Source organism: Streptomyces avidinii (assembly GCF_014650695.1).
Lineage (GTDB): Bacteria > Actinomycetota > Actinomycetes > Streptomycetales > Streptomycetaceae > Streptomyces > Streptomyces avidinii.
The window spans coordinates 1-1086 of sequence record NZ_BMVL01000058.1; the positions used below are offsets into that span (position 1 = coordinate 1).

A 1086-nucleotide genomic window follows, 5' to 3' on the forward strand; every position below is an offset into this window, starting at 1 on the left:
AGTCAGCTTCACCCGTTACCGGGCTTCCACATCTGGCCTATCAACCCAGTCGTCTACTGGGAGCCTTACCCTCTCAAGGAGGTGGGAATACTCATCTTGAAGCAGGCTTCCCGCTTAGATGCTTTCAGCGGTTATCCCTCCCGAACGTAGCCAACCAGCCATGCCCTTGGCAGGACAACTGGCACACCAGAGGTTCGTCCGTCCCGGTCCTCTCGTACTAGGGACAGCCCTTCTCAATATTCCTACGCGCACAGCGGATAGGGACCGAACTGTCTCACGACGTTCTAAACCCAGCTCGCGTACCGCTTTAATGGGCGAACAGCCCAACCCTTGGGACCGACTCCAGCCCCAGGATGCGACGAGCCGACATCGAGGTGCCAAACCATCCCGTCGATATGGACTCTTGGGGAAGATCAGCCTGTTATCCCCGGGGTACCTTTTATCCGTTGAGCGACGGCGCTTCCACAAGCCACCGCCGGATCACTAGTCCCGACTTTCGTCCCTGCTCGACCCGTCGGTCTCACAGTCAAGCTCCCTTGTGCACTTACACTCAACACCTGATTGCCAACCAGGCTGAGGGAACCTTTGGGCGCCTCCGTTACCCTTTGGGAGGCAACCGCCCCAGTTAAACTACCCATCAGACACTGTCCCTGATCCGGATCACGGACCGAGGTTAGACATCCAGCACGACCAGAGTGGTATTTCAACGGCGACTCCACAACCACTGGCGTGGCTGCTTCAAAGTCTCCCACCTATCCTACACAAGCCGAACCGAACACCAATATCAAACTATAGTAAAGGTCCCGGGGTCTTTCCGTCCTGCTGCGCGAAACGAGCATCTTTACTCGTAGTGCAATTTCACCGGGCCTATGGTTGAGACAGTCGAGAAGTCGTTACGCCATTCGTGCAGGTCGGAACTTACCCGACAAGGAATTTCGCTACCTTAGGATGGTTATAGTTACCACCGCCGTTTACTGGCGCTTAAGTTCTCAGCTTCGCAACCCCGAAAGGTCACTAACCGGTCCCCTTAACGTTCCAGCACCGGGCAGGCGTCAGTCCGTATACATCGCCTTACGGCTTCGCACG

The 1086-nt window shown here is 56.2% G+C and carries 1 rRNA gene; it reads right to left on the reverse strand.

From position 1 onward, the window contains the following. Positions 1-1086 (reverse strand): 23S ribosomal RNA (locus tag IE257_RS37715); the annotation flags it as partial.